The 17,879-nt window shown below is 66.0% G+C and carries 14 protein-coding genes; 4 read left to right on the plus strand and 10 right to left on the minus strand.

The window, feature by feature from the left end; translation table 11 throughout:
- Positions 1 to 22: 22 nt before the first annotated feature.
- Positions 23 to 1,762, minus strand: a complete 1,740-nt coding sequence (locus AC5RV1_RS18455; RefSeq protein ID WP_493995558.1) for a glycerol-3-phosphate dehydrogenase/oxidase — start codon at positions 1,760 to 1,762, stop codon at positions 23 to 25.
- Between the two features lie 100 nt (positions 1,763 to 1,862).
- Positions 1,863 to 2,999 (minus strand): GuaB3 family IMP dehydrogenase-related protein, encoded by a 1,137-nt coding sequence (locus AC5RV1_RS18460; protein ID WP_493946736.1) that lies wholly within the window; start codon positions 2,997 to 2,999, stop codon positions 1,863 to 1,865.
- 49 nt (positions 3,000 to 3,048) lie between these two features.
- Between AC5RV1_RS18460 and AC5RV1_RS18465 the strand changes: the two genes are divergently transcribed.
- Positions 3,049 to 3,654, plus strand: coding sequence for a hypothetical protein (locus AC5RV1_RS18465; RefSeq protein WP_493995559.1), 606 nt, complete (start codon positions 3,049 to 3,051; stop codon positions 3,652 to 3,654).
- Here the strand turns inward: AC5RV1_RS18465 and AC5RV1_RS18470 are convergent.
- From AC5RV1_RS18470 to AC5RV1_RS18485, 4 genes are all read right to left on the minus strand, one after another.
- On the minus strand, positions 3,651 to 5,510 hold the full coding sequence (locus tag AC5RV1_RS18470) for an ABC transporter ATP-binding protein (protein ID WP_493995560.1): 1,860 nt from the start codon (positions 5,508 to 5,510) through the stop codon (positions 3,651 to 3,653). The genes AC5RV1_RS18465 and AC5RV1_RS18470 overlap by 4 nt on opposite strands.
- Before the next feature lie 84 nt (positions 5,511 to 5,594).
- A complete protein-coding gene (gene guaB / locus AC5RV1_RS18475) occupies positions 5,595 to 7,106 on the minus strand; it encodes an IMP dehydrogenase (RefSeq protein ID WP_493946739.1) in 1,512 nt (503 codons plus the stop codon).
- A gap of 230 nt (positions 7,107 to 7,336) precedes the next feature.
- Positions 7,337 to 9,415, minus strand: a complete 2,079-nt coding sequence (locus AC5RV1_RS18480; protein ID WP_493995561.1) for an acyltransferase family protein — start codon at positions 9,413 to 9,415, stop codon at positions 7,337 to 7,339.
- 160 nt (positions 9,416 to 9,575) lie between these two features.
- A complete protein-coding gene (locus tag AC5RV1_RS18485) occupies positions 9,576 to 11,099 on the minus strand; it encodes an ATP-dependent DNA ligase (RefSeq protein WP_493995562.1) in 1,524 nt (507 codons plus the stop codon).
- Between the two features lie 86 nt (positions 11,100 to 11,185).
- Here AC5RV1_RS18485 and AC5RV1_RS18490 point away from each other — a divergent pair, with 86 nt between their 5' ends.
- Positions 11,186 to 11,788: a dihydrofolate reductase family protein gene (locus tag AC5RV1_RS18490; RefSeq protein ID WP_493995563.1), complete on the plus strand. Its 603-nt coding sequence runs from the start codon at positions 11,186 to 11,188 to the stop codon at positions 11,786 to 11,788.
- Positions 11,789 to 12,134: 346 nt separating this feature from the next.
- Here AC5RV1_RS18490 and groL read toward each other — a convergent pair whose 3' ends face one another.
- Positions 12,135 to 13,745, minus strand: coding sequence for a chaperonin GroEL (gene groL / locus AC5RV1_RS18495; RefSeq protein ID WP_256248322.1), 1,611 nt, complete (start codon positions 13,743 to 13,745; stop codon positions 12,135 to 12,137).
- Positions 13,746 to 13,822: 77 nt separating this feature from the next.
- Complete coding sequence (gene groES, locus AC5RV1_RS18500; protein ID WP_050054380.1) at positions 13,823 to 14,119, minus strand: co-chaperone GroES; 297 nt, start codon at positions 14,117 to 14,119, stop codon at positions 13,823 to 13,825.
- Between the two features lie 224 nt (positions 14,120 to 14,343).
- On the opposite strand from groES, the gene AC5RV1_RS18505 reads away from it, so the two are divergent.
- Entirely contained in the window at positions 14,344 to 15,279 is a 936-nt protein-coding gene (locus tag AC5RV1_RS18505; RefSeq protein ID WP_493946743.1) for a DMT family transporter, read from the plus strand.
- On the opposite strand, the gene AC5RV1_RS18510 is transcribed toward AC5RV1_RS18505, so the two are convergent.
- Entirely contained in the window at positions 15,204 to 15,581 is a 378-nt protein-coding gene (locus tag AC5RV1_RS18510) for a hypothetical protein (protein WP_493995564.1), read from the minus strand. The genes AC5RV1_RS18505 and AC5RV1_RS18510 overlap by 76 nt on opposite strands.
- Before the next feature lie 53 nt (positions 15,582 to 15,634).
- On the opposite strand from AC5RV1_RS18510, the gene AC5RV1_RS18515 reads away from it, so the two are divergent.
- On the plus strand, positions 15,635 to 16,867 hold the full coding sequence (locus AC5RV1_RS18515) for a THUMP-like domain-containing protein (RefSeq protein WP_493995565.1): 1,233 nt from the start codon (positions 15,635 to 15,637) through the stop codon (positions 16,865 to 16,867).
- A 5-nt stretch (positions 16,868 to 16,872) separates the two neighbouring features.
- On the opposite strand, the gene AC5RV1_RS18520 is transcribed toward AC5RV1_RS18515, so the two are convergent.
- Positions 16,873 to 17,703: a shikimate 5-dehydrogenase gene (locus AC5RV1_RS18520; protein ID WP_493995566.1), complete on the minus strand. Its 831-nt coding sequence runs from the start codon at positions 17,701 to 17,703 to the stop codon at positions 16,873 to 16,875.
- Positions 17,704 to 17,879 lie beyond the last annotated feature (176 nt).

Below are 17,879 nucleotides of genomic sequence, written 5' to 3' on the forward strand. Positions count from 1 at the left end.
CAGTGCTGGTGCCGTGAATCCCTCAGCGCAAGGGCACGATGTCTTCCACACCCAAGCGGGCGGCGTCTGCGGATTCGTCGTCCGGCTGTTGCTGGCTGAGGCGTTCCGCCTCCACCCGTGCAATGTAGTGCCTGACCTCATTCTCACGTTGGGCGTCGCTCCAGCCAAGGACGTCACCCATCAGTTTAGCGACTACCGGCACGGCAGACACACCACGGTCCCAGGCCTCGATGGAAATCCTGGTCCGCCGGGTCAGAACGTCATTGACGTGGCGGGCGCCTTCGTGGCTTGCCGCGTACACCGCCTCTGCCTGCAGGTAGTCATCGGCGCCGGGGATGGGTTCGGCAAGGGCAGGGTTCTCTGCGATGATGGCCAGCACCTCGGGCGTTAGGGACCCGTAACGGTTGAGGAGGTGTTCAATCCGGGCCACGTGGACGCCTGATTCCTCCGCCGTGCGGTTCCGGCGGTTCCATGCGGCCTTGTAGCCGCTCGCCCCCAGCAGCGGGATGGTTTCCGTGCAGCTGGGAGGTACCCGCTCGTCCATGGTCCGTGTTGCCTCATCGACTGCATCCTTGGCCATGACGCGGTAGGTGGTCCACTTTCCGCCGGCCACCACCACCAGGCCGGGCACGGGGTGTGCCACCACGTGCTCCCGCGACAGCTTGGCGGTGGAGTCGTTTTCGCCGGCCAGCAGCGGACGCAAGCCGGCGTACACCCCTTCCACGTCTTCACGGGTGAGCGGCCGCTTCAGGACCTTGTTGACGTGTTCCAGGATGTAGTCGATGTCCTTGCTGGACGCGGCGGGGTGGGCTTTGTCCAGGTGCCAGTCGGTGTCCGTGGTGCCGATGATCCAGTGCCGCCCCCAGGGAATGACAAACAGCACCGACTTCTCGGTGCGCAGGATCAGGCCCACGGTGGACTGGAAACGGTCCCGCGGAACCACCAGGTGGATTCCTTTGGAGGCCCGGACCTTCAACTGGCCGCGCTCGGTGACCATGGCCTGGGTTTCGTCGGTCCAGACCCCGGTGGCATTGATGACCTGTTTGGCCCTGATGTTGAACTGCGTTCCGTCCTCATGGTTGACCACTTTGGCCCCCACCACGCGTTCACCTTCACGCAGGAAGTCCACCACGGCCATCTGGTTCACTGCATGGGCGCCGTAGTAGGAAGCTGTCCGGATGAGGTTGGCGCAGTATTTCGCGTCATCCACCTGGCCGTCGTAGTACCGGATGGAGCCCACAAACGCATCGTCCTTCAGGCTCGGCGCCGCCCGCAGCGTACCCCGTCTGCTGAGGTGTTTGTGGAACGGCACTCCCCTGCTGTGGCCGCTGGAGATGGACATGGCGTCGTACAGTGCGATGCCGGCGCCTACGTAGGGACGTTCGAGGAAGGGCCTGGTCAGCGGGTACAGGAACGGCACCGGCCGGGCCAGGTGCGGCGCCAGTTCGGAAAGCAGCAGCCCGCGCTCCTGCAACGCCTCCTTGACCAGGCCAAAGTCGAGCATTTCCAGGTAGCGCAGGCCGCCGTGGATCAGCTTTGACGACCGGGAGGACGTACCGGCAGCCCAGTCGTTGGCCTCGACGATCCCGACGTCCAATCCCCGGGTGACTGCGTCAAGGGCCGCGCCGGTACCCACAATGCCGCCGCCGACAATCAGGATGTCCAGTTCCTGTCCTGGCTCAGCGGTTGCACGCAGCCGCTGGATGGCTGCTTCCCTGGCTGCGGGGCCCAGGGCCCCGCCGTTAGCAGGAACACTCTTCATCGAACGCCTCCAGTGCCACTAGTCCCGGTTGTGAAACCACACTACTTCGTTGCGGCACGCTTGGGCAGGGCGGCAGGGAGCGATTAGGCGCAGCCTTGCGTCAGTTCCCTGAGTAAGGGGAAACCACGACGTCGACCCGCTGGAATTCCTTCAGGTCCGAATAGCCGGTGGTCGCCATGGAGCGGCGGAGTGCGCCAATGAGGTTCGAGGTTCCGTTGGTGTGGTGGCCCGGTCCGAAAAGGACTTCTTCGAGCGGACCGACGGTGCCGACGTTTGCGCGGTCACCACGGGGCAGTTCGAGGTGGTGGGCTTCCTGGCCCCAGTGCCAGCCCTTGCCGGGCGCCTCTTCGGCCCGGGCGAGCGCACTGCCCAGCATCACGGCGTCGGCGCCCATGGCAATTGCCTTGACGATATCGCCGGAGGTGCCCATGCCGCCGTCGGCGATCACGTGGACATAGCGGCCGCCGGACTCGTCCATGTAGTCACGGCGGGCGGCAGCGACGTCGGAAATTGCCGAGGCCATCGGCGAGTGGATACCCAGGGCACGGCGGGTGGTGGTGGTGGCGCCGCCGCCGAAGCCCACCAGCACACCGGCAGCACCGGTGCGCATCAGGTGCAGTGCCGGCGTGTAGCCCGCCGCGCCGCCGACGATCACGGGGACGTCCAGTTCGTAGATGAACTGCTTGAGGTTCAGCGGCTCGTGGTCCTTGGACACGTGCTCGGCGGACACAGTGGTTCCGCGGATGACAAAGATGTCGACGCCCGCGGCCACCACGGTCTTGTAGTGCTCCTGCGTGCGCTGCGGAGTAAGTGAACCGGCCACGGTCACGCCGGCGGCGCGCATCTCCGCGAGGCGGGAGGTGATCAGTTCGGGCTGGATGGGGGCCTTGTACAGCTCCTGCATCCGCCCGGTCACGGCGGGGCTGTTGGTCTCGTCCTGCAGGGCACCGATTTCGTCGAGGACGGGCTGCGGGTCCTCATACCGGGTCCAGAGGCCCTCGAGGTCAAGGACGCCGAGGCCGCCGAGCTTGCCCAGTGCGATGGCTGTGGCCGGGGACATGGCTGAGTCCATGGGAGCCGCGATGACGGGCATGCTGAACTGGTAGGCGTCGATCTGCCAGGAGACGGAGACGTCCTTGGGGTCGCGGGTACGACGGTTGGGGACAATCGCAATGTCATCCAGGGAGTAGGCTCGACGCCCACGCTTGCCACGGCCGATCTCGATCTCGTAAGTCACTGCACTAGGTTATCCCAGCCGCAGTGCTGTCCTTGGCTACAGTGGGCCTATGGGCAGGCGGTGGGTGTTTGACGGTCATATTGCCGGGCTTGGGACGGCCTCGGGGCTGCGGGCCGTCGTGGGGGTCTGGCAGGCGTCCCCCTTCGGCGCGTTCTCCGATGTAATGGTTCAGCAGCCGTCCGGGCACCGTTTGCTGCTCGCGCCCACGGCGGAGGTGGCCCGCTTCATCTCCGACACGTACTGGTTCGACGACGTCCGCGTGCTGGAGGTAAGCACCACATTGGCCCGGGACCTGCTGACGGTCGACGCCGGGGCCCTGGCTGTCCGCGCCCGGCTCGGCCCGAGGCCCCTCCTGGGCAGCGCGCTGCGGGCCGTGCCCCGGCCGATCGCCGTCCACCCACGCTGGCTGCGGCTGATCAGCCCGGTTGCCGCCGTCCTAAGCGGCGGTTCACGTACCTTCGGAGGCGCCCGGAGCGGCTGGCACGAGTATTACGGGGTGAGTGACCTGCGGACCATCAGTTCCGCCGTCGTGCAGTGGGACGGGGTGGACGCCGGGGCGCTGACTCCCATCGTGCCGGCGGTGACCTTCGGCTTCAGCAGCGTCCCGCCGCAGCCGAGCCTGGCGCGGGTGCGCACCACCGTGGTGGAGTCCTAGACCCCTTCGGATTCTTCCAGATTCAGTTGCGACTCGAACATCCTGAAGTAGCGGCCGCGAAGCGCAACAAGCTCCTTGTGGGTCCCCTGCTCCACGATCCTGCCGTCCTCCAGCATGTACACGATGTCCGCCTTTTCGATGGTGGCAAGGCGGTGGCTGATGGCGATGATGGTGCTGCTTCGGTCCGCGAAGAGACGGGTGAAGATGCGGTGCTCGGCGAGGGCATCGATAGCCGATGTCGGTTCGTCCATCACCATGAACGAGGCGTCCCGGTAGAAGTTGCGGGCCATGGCCAGCCGCTGCCATTGGCCGCCGGAGAGTCCGCTGCCTTTGCGTCCGCGCGGATCCTCCATCCAGTTGCTGACGTGGTTTTCCAGGCCGTTGGGCAGCTTGTTGATGAAGTCCAGCGCCTCCGCATCTGCTGCAGCCACGCGGATGCGGGCGTCGTCCCGGGGTGAATCAACATCACCGAAGTAGATATTTTCGGCGGCAGTGGCGAACTCGTACTTGAGGAACTCCTGACTCAGCACCGCGAGGTGCCTGTGCCAGGAGGTGACGTCGACGGCGGCGAGGTCAACGCCATCGAGCATTACCTGGCCGGAATCGGGGCGGTAGAGTCCGGCCAGGATCCGGATCAGCGTGGACTTCCCGGCGCCGTTCTCCCCCACGATGGCGATGTGCTGGCCCTCGCTGATGGTCAGGTTGATCCCGCGGATCACCTCGATGTCGCTGCCCGTGTAGGTGAAGCGGATGTCCTTCAGTTCCACCGTTTTCGGCGGCTCGAGCAGCGGGGGCGCGTGCTCGGAATGCACCGGCAGGGCCATAAACAGTTCGTAGTCCTTGAGGTTCGCCAGGTCCTCGTCAATGGAGCTGAGGGAGGACACCAGGTTGTTGGCCGTGGACAATGCCCGGCTGACGATCTGCTGCACATAGAGGAACTGGCCGACGGGCTGCGCGCGGGCGATGATCTGCCCCACCACCCAGATCAGCGAGACCACCTCCGCGCCGTATTGCAGGGCATCGGCGGCGAGCTGCTTGGGGATGTACCGGCGCTGGAAGTCAAGACGGCGGCGCTCATCCGCGTCGCGCAGGCGGGAGCGGAGGTCCATCAGGAAGCCCACGATGCCGTAGAGGCGCATCTCGGCAATGTGCTGCGGCCGCAGGAGGTTTTGTTCGATCATCCGCCGCTGCCGCCGGGAGTCCACCTGCGTGTTCCAATGCGCTATCTGCTCCCGGGACAGCTTGAACTGCAGGTAGACGCTGGGGACGATGGCAACCAGGACAATCACGGCGATCCACCAGCTGACCAGGAGCAGTGCTCCGACGGCCAGGATGACCGAGACGAGCTGGGTGAAGATCGCCGCGATCCGGTCCAATACCCGGGCGTAGGAGTCCGAGAACCGCTTGGCGCGGTCGTACAGGTCAACGGTTTCTTTGTCGTCGTAGCGCCAGAACTCGAGGGCAAGGAACCGCTCGTACATCTGGTCGCCCACGATGGCCCCCACCTTGAAGCTCATCAGCTGCTGGATGTAGCGGTCCACGCTGGTGAAGGCACCCCAGAAAAGACCCAGGGCGGCGGTGATGATGACGTAGACAATCGCGAGCTGGCCGGCTGCGGCGTCACCGGAGTACGCGGCAGCCAGCGCGGTGGTGGTGAGCGCAGCGAAGTAGGTGGTGACCAGCGGCAGCACGGCCGAAATCAGCGAGCCGAGCACTTTCATGACCACCGCGCCCGGGGAGGCGCGGAAGCTCACCCGGAGGACCTGGGCTACAGCGCGTGCGTAGGGCCGGAGGGCCAGGCGGCGCTGGGGTTCCCTTTTAGGGCTCAGTTCAACCGGGTGGCTTGGTGCGGGCATGGATTCAGCCTAGTACCGGGCACAGACGCCGGCAGGCCATGGAGCGCGAACTCCATGGCCTGCCGGCTGTGGTGTGGACCGGTGTCAGCGGGAACCGTAGTTCGGCGCCTCGACGGTCATCTGGATGTCGTGCGGGTGCGATTCCTTCAGCCCTGCCGGGGTGATCCGGACAAACTTGCCGCGGGCCTTCAGCTCGGGGATGGTGGGGGCACCGGTGTAGAACATGGTCTGGCGCAGGCCGCCCACCAACTGGTAGGCCACGGAAGCCAGCGGACCGCGGTAGGCAACACGGCCTTCGATGCCCTCGGGGATGAGCTTGTCGTCACCCGAGACGTCGGCCTGGAAGTAACGGTCCTTGGAGTAGGACGTGTTCTTGCCCCGGGACTGCATGGCACCCAGGGAGCCCATGCCGCGGTAGGACTTGAACTGCTTGCCGTTGACGAATATCAGCTCGCCCGGTGATTCGTCGCAGCCCGCCAGGAGGGAGCCGAGCATGACCGTATCGGCACCGGCCACGAGCGCCTTGCCGATGTCGCCGGAGTACTGCAGGCCGCCGTCGGCGATGAGCGGAACCCCGGCAGGGATAGCTGCCTTCGCGGACTCGTAGATGGCGGTGATCTGCGGAACGCCCACACCGGCCACCACACGGGTGGTGCAGATGGAGCCAGGTCCCACACCCACCTTGATGCCGTCGGCTCCGGCCTCGATCAGGGCCTGGGCGCCTTCGCGCGTGGCGGCCTGGCCGCCGATGATGTCAACGTGCGCCGCCACGGGATCGGACTTGAGGCGGCGGATCATGTCCAGCACACCCTGCGAGTGTCCGTTCGCGGTGTCCACGAACAGGGCGTCAACGCCGGCGTCAACCAGTGCCATTGCGCGCTCCCAGCCGTCCCCGAAGAAGCCGATGGCTGCACCCACCCGGAGGCGGCCTTCGTCGTCCTTCGTGGCCAGAGGGTACTGCTCTGCCTTGGTGAAGTCCTTGGTGGTGATCAGGCCCTTCAGCCGGCCCTGCTCATCCACCAGCGGCAGCTTTTCAATCTTGTTGGTGGCCAGCTTGTGCGAGGCTTCCTCGCGGCTGATGCCAACGTGACCGGTGACCAGGGGCATCTTGGTCATGACGTCGCTGACCAGCCGCAGCGGGAAGTCGGATTCGGGCACAAAGCGGGTGTCGCGGTTGGTGACGATGCCCAGCAGGCGGTTGTCCTCGTCCACTACCGGCAGGCCGGACACGCGGTACTGGGCGCAGAGGTCATCCAGCTCGCGCAGGGTTGCCTCGGGCCGGATGGTCAGCGGGTTGGTGATCATGCCGGACTCGCTGCGCTTGACGCGGTCCACCTGGTCCGCCTGGTCGGCGATGGACAGGTTGCGGTGCACCACGCCCAGGCCGCCCTGGCGGGCCATGGCGATGGCCATCCGGGACTCCGTCACGGTGTCCATGGCTGCGGACAGCAAGGGGGTCTGCACAGTGATGCGCTTGGAGATCCGGGAGGAGGTATCCGCTTCGGAAGGGATGACCTCGGTGTGGCCCGGCAGGAGCAGGACGTCGTCATATGTCAGGCCGATGAAGCCAAAGGGGTTGTGTTCGGGCTCGGTCATGAATGCGCCTCTTACCATGGTTGCTGTGCGGGTAGGGGTTGCAGCCGATGACCAGCCCGTCATTACGGGACTGGCCTGTGCAGAAGATCGGGACCACCGCTGCGTGCGGCGCCCCGGGTTCAGAAAGTGTTGAGTAAATATTAGAACCTCGGCGCCGATCCCCCTATTCCATGCCGGCAATGTGAGCAACCACACCAACGGCAGCCCCACAGCGGGATGCTGTAGAGCCGTCAGTTCCAGCCGGTCGCGGCCAGGAGCCGTTGTTCGAACATGGGGATCATGGTTTCCACGTAGGTCCGGGTGAGGTGGTTGTCGTCCTTGTAGACGTACACATTTCCCACCACGCCCGGGCAGATGCCGCGGGCACAGATGAAGTCGCTCAGATCCATCAGGTGCAGCCCCTCAACCTGGCCCGAGTAGTTTTCGAGCGGAGAGGGGTCCACCAGTGATTCTTCCAGGGACACGCTGCATTCCGGGGCGTCCGGGCCGTTGCGCTGGATGCACTCGGGCATGTTGAACGTAAAGCGGGGGTTGTCCCGGATGCCGATAATCTCGATCCCGGCGTCAGCAAACGGCCGGACGCCCTCCAGGTAACCCGGGACTTCGGTTTCGAACGGGGCTTCCTCATGGGTCAGCGACGCCACCGTGAACACTGCGTCGGGCTTGTGTTCCAGGACGTAGGCGGCGCTGGCCTGGCTGTAGGCATTGCATTCCGCGTTCCTTTCCACCGACTCGGCGCCAAAGCGGCACGCCGGCATCAGCAGCGTCACCAGTTCCCAGCCCCGCGCTGCGGCAATGGGCGCCAGCGCACCCAGGTACTGCTGGGAGTGGGAGTCGCCAAGGACCACAATGCGTTTGGTGACCTCCCCTTCCGGAACCTCCTGCCGGCATCCTTCGAGGATGGGGTCGCTGGTGGCATTGGCTCCGGTGCAGGGGGCATGGATGCCGGCCCAGTCGTTGTCCAGCGCGGCCGGCCCCGGAATGATCTTGGCGTCAGGATCGGGCACCGGGGCGTGCTCCGGGTTCAGGGCCGCCGCCCCGGGCGTGAGCTCGCGCGGCTGGGCCGCCGTCGCGCTTTCCTCTGCGGTGAGCGTGGTCTGCCAGACGGCCACGGGACCGGCCAGGATGGCCCCACAGGCAACAATGACGACGGCGGTGCGCCAGGCCCGGCGTTTGGGCCAGTGCCAGTCGCGGAGCGGCTTTTCAACGAACCGGGTGGTCAGGACAGCGAGGACGACCGATGCGCCGACGATGCCCAGTCCCTGGGCCAGGTTGGGTGCGTCCACGCCGGTGGCGGCGAGCGCAAGAACCAGGACGGGCCAGTGCCAGAGGTACAGTGCATAGGAGTTATCCCCCAGCGCCACCATGGGTTTGCTGCCCAGGAACGTGTCCACACCGTAACGGCTGCCGGATTGTCCCGCAACGATGATCGCAGCCGCGGCGAGGGTGGGCCACAGCGCGACGTACCCGGGGAAGGACCGGTCCACGGTCAGCAGCAGGCCGCAGGAGACCATGGCCGCCAGCCCCGCCCAGCCCAGTATGACCCGCAGGGCCCGGGCAGGCTTGAGGTAGGGCAGCGCAAGTGCCAGGAGTGACCCCAGTGCGAACTCCCAAAGCCGGGCCCTGGTGTCAAAGTAGGCGTACGCCTGGTTGGTGGCGGTCTGCTCCACGGAGTAGGCCAGCGAAAAGGCGAAGACCGTGCCGAAAACCAGCGCCAGCAGCCCCCGGTAGTTCGCCCTGTTAAGTGCCGGGACGCGGCGCGCCAGCGCCAGCAGCGCCGCGGTGCCGGCGAAGATCAGCGGCCACAGGATGAACACCTGGCCCTGGATGGACAGCGACCAGAAGTGCTGGAGCGGGCTGGCGCCGGCATGGTCCTGAGCGTAGTAGTCCACAGCGGTATCAGCGAGCAGCCAGTTCTGGTTGTACAGCAGCGACGCCCAGGCCTGGTCCAGCACCTGTGGCCAGCGGCTCTGCGGCAGGATCAGCCACGTCCCGGCGAGGATACCGAGAATGACCACAACGGCGGCCGGCAGCAGCCGTTTGAACAGGTGCAGCCAATGTCCCAGGAGCCCGAAGGGGCGCCCTGATTCCGCTTTACGGACAAAGGAAAGCGTGAGCAAGAAAGCCGAAATCAGCAGGAAAATGTCCACCCCGCCGGACACCCGGCCCAGCCAGACGTGGTACGCAACCACCATCAGGACGGCGAGGGCCCGGAGCCCTTGGACCTCCGGCCGGAACGTTGGTTTCCGGCTCTTGGCATCGGCTCCGGAAGGCGGTCCGGCTGCAACCGCTGTTCTCGCTACTGACACAAAAAATACCTCACAGGCGCTAGGCAAAACATCAATTCTACCCAACTGGGGTATTTTCCAGGCCAGGTACCGCGCGTTGGATGATGTCGCAGCACCTCGCGGACCCATCCTTGGCCGTAACTTCGGCGCAGTCGGGCGCGCCCGGGGGCTCCTTTTCCAGCTAGGAACGCAGCAGCGCCCGCAGTGTCTGGATGGTGTCGGCTTCGGCAGCCGTCTTGTCGTCGCGGTAGCGCTTGACGCGTGCGAACCGCAGGGCTATTCCGCCGGGATAGCGCGAAGAAGACTGTACGCCGTCGATCGCGATCTCCACCACGGTGACGGGTTCCACCCAGACGGTGCCCGCCGTTCGCCGCACTTCGAGCTCCTGGAAGCGCCCGGTTTGCCATTGCAGCAGGGCGTCGGTGAGGCCCTTGAAGGTCTTGCCCACCATGACGTAACCGCCGGGTTCGCCGAACTCGCCGGTGGGGTCGAGGGCTCCCAGGTGCAGGTTCGACAGCAGCCCGGTGCGCCGTCCTGACCCCCATTCGCACGCGAGCACCACCAGGTCGTACGTGAGCACCGGCTTCACCTTGACCCAGTTGGAACCCCGACGGCCCGCCGCGTAGGCCGATCCAACCGCCTTCACAACGATGCCCTCATGGCCTGCGGCCAGCGCATCCAGGGCCACTTTCTCAGCTACGGCCGCATCCGCCGTGATCTCCCCGGGAATCCGATACCCGGGAGCGATGCGCTCGAGCACTTCGATGCGGGTCATCAGCTGCTCGTCGAGCAGGTCCCGCCCGTCGACGTGCAGCACGTCAAAGAACCACGGGTGCAGCAAGGTGTCGCGCGCGGCGTCCGCCCCGAACCGTGACATGGTCTCCTGGAACGGCCGCGGGCCGCCGTCCTCGTTGAGGGCCAGGGTCTCGCCGTCGAGGATCACATCCCGCACGGGCAGGCGGCGCACCACCTCGACCACCTCGGGCAGCCGGTGGGTTACCTCGGCCAAGGTACGCGTAAAGATCCGCACATCGTCGCCGAGGCGATGCACCTGGATGCGCGCGCCGTCGAGCTTGTATTCCACCGATGCCTCCCCCGTGACTTCCAGCGCGGCACCGGCGCTGGCCGCGGTTGAGGCGAGCATGGGTTGCACGGGGCGGCCGACCACCAGGCCGACGGCGGCGAGCTGGGCCGCCGTGCCCGTTATAGCCAGCATTGCGGTTTCGCCGAGATCACCGGAGAGCATGGCCGCGCGGCGTACGGCGTCGACGGGCCGGTCGGCGGCGCGGGCGACGGCATCGGTGAGGACGCCCTCGAGTGCACCGGTACGCAGTTCGCCGAGCAGCACGCCGGCGATGAAGGCCTGCTCGCGCTCGGTGGCGGCCGCCGTCAGCGTCCGGAGGGTCGCGGCGCGCTCGGCGGCAGATCCAGCGCCTGAGGTGACGAGCAGCCGGTCCAGCGCAGCGTCGAGGTCGGCGACGGTCAGGCTCGGTTCAGCGGCCGGCTCCCCCATGGCCGCTGACATGCCGCGCCAACCGACCCCTACCCGTCCCTGCCGCGGCCTGGCGGTCAGCAGGCCGACCGCCGTGGCGATGTCAGCGGGCTCGAGCCTGCGCAGCAGATCTGCGAGTGCATCGACCTTGGCGAGCCGGGAGCGCGTGGACGCCACGGCATCCGTAGTTCTCACAAGCTCATCGAGCAGCATGGCACCAGTGTGCCACGCCGGCCGATGCCGGGTACGGATGCCGGGCGATGCTGGACACCGGCGGAGGGCAGTTCCAGACTGGACGCATGGGAATCATCGTTGCGAACCTGTTCCTGACCCTTGACGGCGTTTACCAGGGACCGGGCGGCCGCGAAGAGGACACCGAGGGCGGCTTCGACCTGGGCGGCTGGCAGATGCCGGTATCCGACGACGAGGCTGAGGCTGCCATCGAGGCCGAGATCAGCCTCATCGATGCCCTGCTTCTCGGCCGGAAGACCTACGACATCTTCGCCAGCTACTGGCCGCACCAGTCCGGCGACATCGGCGGCACGCTCAACCGGGTGCCGAAGTTCGTTGTTTCCAGCACCCTGACCGCTCCGGCCTGGGCGGGCACGACAGTCCTGCCGGACGCCACCGCCGCGGGCCGGCTCCGTGAGGAGTACAACCAGGTGCACATGTTTGGCAGCGGCGTCCTCATCCGTTCACTGCTCGCTGCAGACGTTTTGGACCGCCTCCACCTCTGGCTTTACCCCGTCACGCTCGGGCAGGGCAAGCGCCTGTTCGACGCCGGGACCATCCCCGCCTCGTTCCGCCTCGCCGAGCCCGCCCGCAGCTTCCCGAAAGGGGCGGTGTCGCTGGTGTACGAGCGCGCCGGTGAGGTTAAGACGCAGGACATGGCGGATATGTGATAGGAAAGGCCCGGGCGGGTGGACGAACTGGTCTTGTCCACGGCGCCGGTGATATTTGGCTCCGGCCGTTTTCCATCCAACGCCCCATCAGCTCCTGCAGTTTTCAATCCAACGCCCCATCAGCTCCTGCGGCTTTTGGCTCATCGCTCCATCACTAACTGATGAAGTCCGACGGCGGTGCTCCCGCAGGCATATGCTTTCGGCGCCTTGGGTTCACCCAAAGGTGATGGAGGGTTGCCCGATGCTGCGGGACGTGATGGAGCGTCTGACGGCACCAAAAAACCGGCCCAGCGATGCCGGACCGGTTTTTTGTGACTATAGGGCTGGGCCCACGTCCCTGTGGGGACTAGTGGCTGTGGCCTGCGTGCTCGTCTTCCTCGGCAGGCTTCTCCACAACAAGGGTCTCGGTGGTGAGAACCAGTGCTGCGATGGAGGCTGCATTGCGGAGGGCCGCACGGGTGACCTTGACGGGGTCGATGACGCCGGCGCCGATCAGGTCCTCGTACTCGCCCGTCTTGGCGTTGAAGCCGTTGTTGGTCTCGAGCTCGGCAACCTTGGCGGTGATGACGTAGCCGTCAAAGCCGGCGTTCTGGGCAATCCAGCGCAGCGGCTGGACCAGCGCGCGGCGGACAATGCCCACTGCAGCGGCGGCGTCGCCTTCGAGAGCCTTGACAGCCGGGTCCTCATCCAATGCCTTGAGGGCGTGGATCAGGGCGGAGCCACCACCGGCGACGATGCCTTCTTCGAGGGCAGCGCGTGTGGAGGAAACAGCGTCCTCGATGCGGTGCTTCTTTTCCTTCAGCTCAACCTCGGTGGCTGCGCCGACCTTGATGACGCCGATGCCGCCGGCCAGCTTGGCCAGGCGCTCCTGGAGCTTTTCGCGGTCCCAGTCGGAGTCGGTGCGGGTCAGCTCGGCACGGAGCTGGGCAACGCGTGCTGCCACGTCTTCTGCGGAACCGGCGCCGTCAACAATGGTGGTGTTGTCCTTGGTGACCGTGATGCGGCGGGCGGTACCCAGCACCTCAAGGCCAACGGTGTCCAGGCTCAGGCCCAGTTCCGGGGAGACAACCTGCGCACCGGTGAGGGTGGCGATGTCCTGCAGCATGGCCTTGCGGCGGTCGCCGAAGCCCGGAGCCTTGACGGCAACAACGTTCAGGGTGCCGCGGATGCGGTTGACGATCAGCGTGGACAGGGCCTCGCCGTCGACGTCCTCAGCGATGATGAACAGCGGCTTGGAGCTCTGCAGCGCCTTTTCCAGCAGCGGCAGGAACTCCTGCACTGAGGAGATCTTGCCCTGGTTGATCAGGATGAGGGCGTCCTCGAGGACGGCTTCCTGGCGCTCTGCGTCGGTGACGAAGTACGGGGACAGGTAGCCCTTGTCGAACTGCATGCCCTCAGTGAGGACCAGTTCGGTCTGCGTGGTGGAGGACTCTTCGATGGTGATCACACCATCCTTGCCAACCTTGCCAAATGCCTCGGCGAGGAGCTCACCGATTTCTTCGCTCTGGGCGGAGATGGCTGCAACGCTGGCTACCTGGGTGCCTTCAACGGGGCGGGCGTTCTCCAGCAGGCGGGCGGCAACGGCTTCAACGGAAACCTCGATGCCGCGCTTGATCTGGCCGGGAGCGGCACCTGCCGCTACGTTGCGCAGGCCTTCCTTAACCAGGGCCTGGGCCAGAACCGTTGCCGTGGTGGTGCCGTCGCCGGCAACATCGTTGGTCTTGGTGGCGACTTCCTTGGCCAGCTGGGCGCCAAGGTTCTCGTACGGGTCGTCCAGCTCAACTTCGCGGGCGATGGTGACGCCGTCGTTCGTGATGGTGGGAGCGCCCCACTTCTTGTCCAGGACGACGTTGCGGCCGCGCGGACCGAGCGTCACCTTGACGGTGTTGGCGAGCTTATCAATGCCGGCTTCAAGAGACCGGCGGGCAGCGTCGTTAAACGCAAGCTGCTTTGCCATGGTTTTGTCCTTTCAAGACAGAACCCCGCGCAGCTGACCAGCAGAACGCATGACCAGCGGCACGGGGATCCGGGGAGTTACTTTACGACGATCGCCAGGACGTCGCGGGCGGACAGTACGAGGTACTCGGTGCCGCTGTGCTTGACTTCGGTTCCGCCGTACTTGGAGTAGATAACAACGTCGCCCTCGGCAACGTCGAGCGGGACGCGGTTGCCGTTGTCGTCAAAGCGGCCGGGGCCTACTGCAACAACTTCGCCTTCCTGGGGCTTCTCCTGCGCGGAGTCCGGGATAACCAGGCCGGAAGCCGTGGTCTGCTCGGCTTCGAGCGGGCGGACAACAATACGATCCTCAAGAGGCTTAATAGAGACCGACACTCGGACCTCTCCTTTTCGTCAGCAAATTCGTGGACTGGAAAGCTTTCCGCCCTGGCTGGCATACCGTCGTCGCGGTGCCGGCAGCAGCCTGGCTGGCAGCTCTTCATGTGTTAGCACCCTCCTAGGGAGAGTGCTAATGAAGACTCTATGTAAGGGTTAGCACTCGGTCAAGGCGAGTGCCAGCGTTTCGTCATCCGCGAACCCTCCACATGTAGATTTGAGCGGTGCGAGCTGCCGTATACCTGATCCTTGCCAACCTTTTCTGGGCGGGCAATTTTGTCGTCGGCCAGGCTGCCATGAAGACTATGGAGCCACTCCAGCTGACGTTCTGGCGATGGGTGCTGGCCGCAGTGCCGCTGCTGGTGCTGGCCCACGCCGTGGAGCGGCCCGACTGGCGGGCTGTCCTGCGCCGCTGGCCGGTCCTGCTGCTCCTGAGTTCCCTGGGCATGAGCGGCTACACCCTGTTGCTGTACAGCGCCCTGCAGCACACGTCTGCCCTGAACGCCTCCCTGGTGACCGCCGCGAACCCGGCACTGATCATGGTGCTGGCCGTGGTCCTCCTCCGGGACAGGCCGCGCCCGCTGAGCTGGATGGGAATCGGCCTGGGCCTGCTGGGCGTCCTGCTGGTGCTCACCGGCGGCGAACTGCAGCGCCTGCTGACGTTTTCCATCAACAAGGGCGAGCTGCTGATCCTTGGGGCCATCACCGTCTGGGGCCTGTATACGATCATCGCCCGCAGGCTGAGCATTCCCGCCATCACCTCCACAGCGGTGCAGGTGGCGATGGCGGCCGTGGTCCTGAGCCCGCTCGCCCTCGTGGCCGGCGCCGGCCTGCCGGGCACCCCTTCTGAGGGCTGGTCCCTGGCGTTCATTGCACTGTTTCCCTCGCTGGGCTCCTACCTGCTGTGGAACCTTGCCCTCAAGCGGACCACCGCGGCCAACGCCGGCAACTATTTGAACCTCATCGCGGTGTTCACCGCCATCATCACAGTGGCCCTGGGCCAGCCCGTCACTGTGGCGCAGGTGCTCGGCGGCGTCCTGGTCATCTCCGGGGTGCTGCTCACCAGCGCAGGCGGAAAGGCGCCTCAGCGTCCCAGGTCGTCGAAGTCGACGTCATCCCCGCCCTCACCCTCACCGGCCGACGAGTTCCGCCCCCGGTAAAGCACCACCGCCGCCCCTGCAGCCGTCAGCAGGGCAACAACCAGGACGGCGATGCTGCCGGCACGGGCGCCGTCGTAAAGCCCCCGGATGTCCCGCGCTTCCTGGGTGTCACCGGCGATGTCGTCACCACCCACAGAGTAGACAGTGGCATTGAACGTATCGAGGAAAAAGATCACCGCCAGGAGCCCGATGCACACTACCGTCACCAGGGATCCGGCAATCAGTGCCGGACGGGCGAATCTGGCGGGGCCCCTGTCCCTGGCTGGTTCTCCGGACTGCTGGGGGCCTGCGCTCTCTTCCATGCTTTCAACACTATCCGCATCCCGCCGGACCCTCCTCCACTAGGCTGGAACGCATGTCTCAAGCTCCCCATGACCAGATCGCGCCGCTCCTGACCCCCGAGGGATGGGACCTCTTGGCGTCTTTGGGGCCCTACCAGGAGGACACGTCGTTCGAACTCAACTCGGCCCTGCGCAAGGCCGGGCACTCCCCCGCGATGGTCTCCGCCGTCCTGACCCAGTCCAGGCTCCGGACCAGGGCCGAAGCCAAGTTCGGTGAGTTTTCCCGGAGCATGCTGTTCACCCAGGCCGGCCTGGAGCAGGCAACCAGGCTCAACGTGGCCGCCCGGCACGCCCAGCGGTTCGCGGAGGCGGGCATCAAGCACGTGGTGGACCTGGGCTGCGGCCTTGCCGCCGACTCGCTGGCGCTGGCTTCGATGGACATCACCGTGACCGCGGTGGAAATGGACGAGACCACCGCCGCCTGCGCCACGGTGAACCTCATCCCCTTCCCCAACGCCACCGTGGTCCATGCAGATGCCACCGCCGTTCCGCTGGACGGGATCGACGGCGTCTGGCTGGATCCTGCGCGGCGGGTCACCTCCACCTCCGGAACCAAGCGCATCTGGGACCCGGAAGCCTTTTCGCCGCCGCTGTCCTTTGTTCAGTCCCTGGCGGCTTCCGGCCGCGCGGTCGGCGTCAAAATGGGGCCGGGGATGCCGCATGATTCCGTGCCCGCAGACTGCGAAGCCCAGTGGGTTTCAGTGTCCGGGGATGTCACCGAAGTGGCCCTGTGGTTCAACGCCGTCCGGCGGCCCGGAGTCCGCAGGGCAGCGCTGGTCCTGGGTAGCGAAGGTGCGGCCGAGCTGACCAGCGGCGAGGATTTCGGCGCAGGACCCGCAGCCCAGGTGGGTCCGGTGGAAGGCTACCTGTACGAGCCGGACGGTGCGGTGATCCGCGCGGGGCTGGTGGCCGACGTCGCGCTGCAGCTGGGCGGGCACCTGGTGGATGAACACATCGCCTACATCTGCGCACCGCAGCTGGTGGACACCCCCTTCGCCCGGGCCTACAAAGTGCTGGACGTCATGCCGTACAACGTCAAGGCGCTCAAGGCCTGGGTGAAGGCGGAGGGCATCGGAGTGCTGGACATCAAGAAGCGCGGCACCGCCGTGACCCCGGAGGAACTCCGCAAGCAGCTGCTACCCGGCGGCAAAAACGCAGGCAGCAGGAAGGGCGGCAACAAAACAGCCACCCTGGTCCTGACCCGCATCGGGGAGGACCGGGTGGCCATCGTGGTGGAGCCGGCCTAAGAGCGCTACTGGGCGCGCATGAACTCCTCCGCCGCACGGACCTGCTCTGCGGTGGGCCGAACGCCGGTGTAGAGCACAAACTGCTCCAGTGCCTGGATAGTGGCCACCTCTGCTCCGGTGATTACCGGCTTCCCGGCGGCCCGCGCCGCCTTGATCAGCGGAGTTTCGGCGGGCAGGGCAACCACGTCGAAAACAACCTGCGCGGCGTCAATGGTTTCCTGCGGGAAGGCCAGGCTGTCCACGTCAGGTCCCCCTGCCATACCCCCTGCCATACCGATAGGGGTCACGTTGATGATCAGGTCCGCCGTCCCGCCGTCGAGCGCCGGACGCCACTGGAAGCCGTACTGCTCTGCAAGCGCCCGCCCCGTGGTCTCGTTGCGGGCAAGGACCGTGACATTAGCGAACCCGGCGTCACGGAGCGCAGCGACGGTGGCCTTGGCCATGCCCCCCGCACCCTGGACCAAGACCGAGTAGCTAGTGGGCACGGAGTTGGAGACCAACAGCTGTTCGATCGCCGTGTAGTCGGTGTTGTACGCCTTCAGATGGCCCTCGTTGTTCACGATCGTGTTGACGGAATCGATGGCCTTGGCGGAAGGGTCCATCTCATCCACGAGGGCAATCACGTCCTCCTTGTACGGCATGGAAATGGCGCACCCGCGGATGCCCAGCCCCCGGACTCCGGCGATTGCCTGCTCCAGGTTGGTGGGGGCAAACGCCTTGTAGATCCAGTTGAGCTCCAACTGTTCGTACAGGTGGTTGTGGAAGCGGGTCCCGTTGTTGCTGGGACGGGCCGAGAGCGAGATGCAGAGGGTCATGTCTTTATTCAGAATGGGCACCTGACCATTAAACCCACACTCCCCCAACTGGGTAGCGCCAACTGTCATCGTGAGCCGCCGAAACGACAGTTGACGCTACCTGTTTGGGATCAGGGGCAGCCGGTTCCCGCGGGATAGCTTCCGACGGCGGCGGGCAGCTTCCCGGGTGCCGGCGCCGTCCCGGCAAGGACGGCGGC

The organism is Arthrobacter sp. Hb9-2 (assembly GCF_059091165.1).